We start from the raw sequence: 2,362 nt of genomic DNA, 5'->3' as shown, positions 1-2,362 counted from the left end.
GTGTCAAACGGCCCTTTAATTGCGGGCAGTTGTCAACCCGATTTCGCACTGCCATCGCCGGGGTCATGGTCCTTTCCGAGGTCGAGTGCCTCATGATGTTGTTCGGGTCGGGCGCCTCAACGTTTCCAACGAGATGCAGATGAACTGCTGTCAGCCGTTTGACCGAGGTCGCCGCAACCACCGTCCCGGCGGGGACATCACGAGTTCCGCGTTGATGGCGGCCCGAGAACTCGTTTGGGGGAAGTCGACTAAGCTATCTTTTCGTTACCCCACTCGAAGCTGGTGCCGTCAACCCAAATGCAATGTAGCAAAACGGCGATCTTCCGTGCGACCGCCACCTTTGCCTTCTTCAAGCCGATCCGCCTCGACAGACGCATTCCCCAAGCCTTCAGCGAGGACCATTTCTTGGTCCGGTGCAGGAGCACGCTGGCCGCCTCATACAGATAGGTTCGCAGCAGTCGATCTCCCCAGCGTGAGACGCGGCCATTGATATCCGTTTCACCGGACTGCTTTCGTCGCGGCGTCAGGCCAAGATAGGCACCAACGTTGGCGGCCGAGCGAAAGCGCGCGGGATCGTCGATCGTGTGGCGGAAGGTGAGCGCGGTCACCACGCCGATGCCGGGGACCGTCATCAGTCGGCGTGTGGTTTCGTCTTCATGAGCGAGATGCCGGACCTGCCGATCGAGCTTCTCCTGTTCACAGCAGACCTGCTCGTGGACAGACAGAAGCGCGTGAAGCAAAGACCAAAGCGGATGTCCGTCAGCAACCAATTCCCACACCTTTCGCCGGAACTGTGACCCAATCGATCGGCTGAACTGCAGCCCGTATTCCTTCAGCATGGATCGTGTTTGGTTTTCGAGATCGCGCCGGATCTCGATAAGTCTTGACCGTGCGACGAGCATGGATCGGGCAGCCTGACTCTCTGCGCTCTTGACCTTCACTTCGCGATACCAACCGACGCGCACTAACTCGGCCAAGCCGCGGGCATCGTTCTCGTCGCTCTTGTTCATTCGGACGGAAAGCGCGGCCTTTGCATGTCGAGCGTCAATGCAGACGACCGGCAACCCGACTCTTTTCAATTCGTGCCAGAGCCAGCTGGACATGGCGCCGGTCTCAAATCCGATGCGCTCGGCGTGAGGCGCATGCTTACGCAGCAGCTCCGTCAGCGCTCCCGGATCGGACTTCGCTTTTCCCTGGAAGACTGCCTTTCCAGTATCGTCGACCACGCAGATGCTGGTCTCCCTCTGCGACACATCCATTCCGACATATTGCTTCACCGCGGCCTCCTCTGTTCGAGCTTTGACGGCTTCTGCCGTCGACCAAGTCTTCGTTCAAAGGCGCAGCGACAGCAATTACGTCATCGTTACCAAAACTGACCCCTGATCGGTGTCCAATTTTGACCCCTCTATGTGGGCGAGCGCGGATCGGCTTGGCGGAAGTGGGCCGATCAGGCGCGGTTCTTGAAGCGCCAGGACCCGTTTCCGGTCTCGATGATCTCGCAGTGATGCGTCCACCGGGGATTGGCGGATATGTATCCAGGCCGGTGTCCTTTGGCCTGACCAATTAAGAGCCCCGTACCACCCTGAAAAGAGCGGTTTTTCTGGGCTCGCCCGCAAAGAACAGACGGAACTGGGGATACTTTGATGCGTTGGGGGCGCGAAGGGGACTGATAAAGTGGCTGATGAACCCGACGAGCCGGAGCGCGCAGAAAACGTTTTGATCCAGCGCTTGATGAGAGAAACCAACGTTAGCGAAGCGCAGGCCATCGCTTTTATTGGATATGCGTGGCCGTCGCTTTTAAGGGAAGCCAAGCTTCTACAGAAAAAACGCTAGCCAGATGCTGGTAGGCGTCCAGAGTCGCGAGCAATCATGCAGACCCGCACATGGCGGTTTCACATTTGCAAGGCCCCCTCGTCCACGGCACGCCGCCTTATAACCGGGCGGCTCACATGCCCGTCGATTGCCGACGAGAAACGAGCGCGCGTCTATGCTGCGTCGGCCGCATCATCCGAGCCTTGTAGGCGAGCCAACATCATATCGATCATTTCTTCGGGGAACGGTTGGTCCGGGCATAGCGCGCTCGCTAATTCATAGGCCATATGACGAAGCTTTTCCGGTTCACGCTCATTCCCCGACGCGTTGCGCAGGGCACTTTGCAAGATGTCAAAGTCGAAGGCAGATACCTTGGTGTTGAGAGCGTCGGCCATAGCTTGCTACCCTTGAGCGGAAGCGCAATTGCGCGGTTCCTTCGGCGGAACTTCGCGAGTAGCACATGGAAAACGTGCCGTCTGTTCTTAATAGAACAGTCTATTTTTCTGTTCGGCTTCTCAGATGGGGATTGTCGTGGAGCACAACGTTGAGC

At 57.9% G+C, this 2,362-nt stretch carries 3 protein-coding genes; 1 reads left to right on the top strand and 2 read right to left on the bottom strand.

Annotated elements, in window-relative coordinates:
- Positions 1 to 248: 248 nt before the first annotated feature.
- A complete protein-coding gene (locus AC1DUU_RS29700; RefSeq protein WP_476786902.1) occupies positions 249 to 1,277 on the bottom strand; it encodes an IS110 family RNA-guided transposase in 1,029 nt (342 codons plus the stop codon).
- 397 nt (positions 1,278 to 1,674) lie between these two features.
- Here AC1DUU_RS29700 and AC1DUU_RS29695 point away from each other — a divergent pair, with 397 nt between their 5' ends.
- Entirely contained in the window at positions 1,675 to 1,833 is a 159-nt protein-coding gene (locus AC1DUU_RS29695) for a hypothetical protein (protein WP_476786901.1), read from the top strand.
- Between the two features lie 152 nt (positions 1,834 to 1,985).
- Here the strand turns inward: AC1DUU_RS29695 and AC1DUU_RS29690 are convergent, their stop codons facing one another.
- Positions 1,986 to 2,207: a hypothetical protein gene (locus AC1DUU_RS29690; RefSeq protein WP_476786900.1), complete on the bottom strand. Its 222-nt coding sequence runs from the start codon at positions 2,205 to 2,207 to the stop codon at positions 1,986 to 1,988.
- Positions 2,208 to 2,362: the final 155 nt, after the last annotated feature.

The sequence above is a fragment of the Aminobacter sp. P4_H6_2 genome (genome assembly GCF_056400805.1).
The sequence above is the reverse complement of the archived record's forward strand: the minus strand, read 5'-3'. Positions and strand labels throughout refer to the sequence as shown.

What these genes read in the sequence shown, in the direction of transcription:
- AC1DUU_RS29690 (WP_476786900.1), bottom strand. Translation starts at nt 2,207, where the DNA reads ATGGCCGACGCTCTCAACACCAAGGTATCTGCCTTCGACTTTGACATC.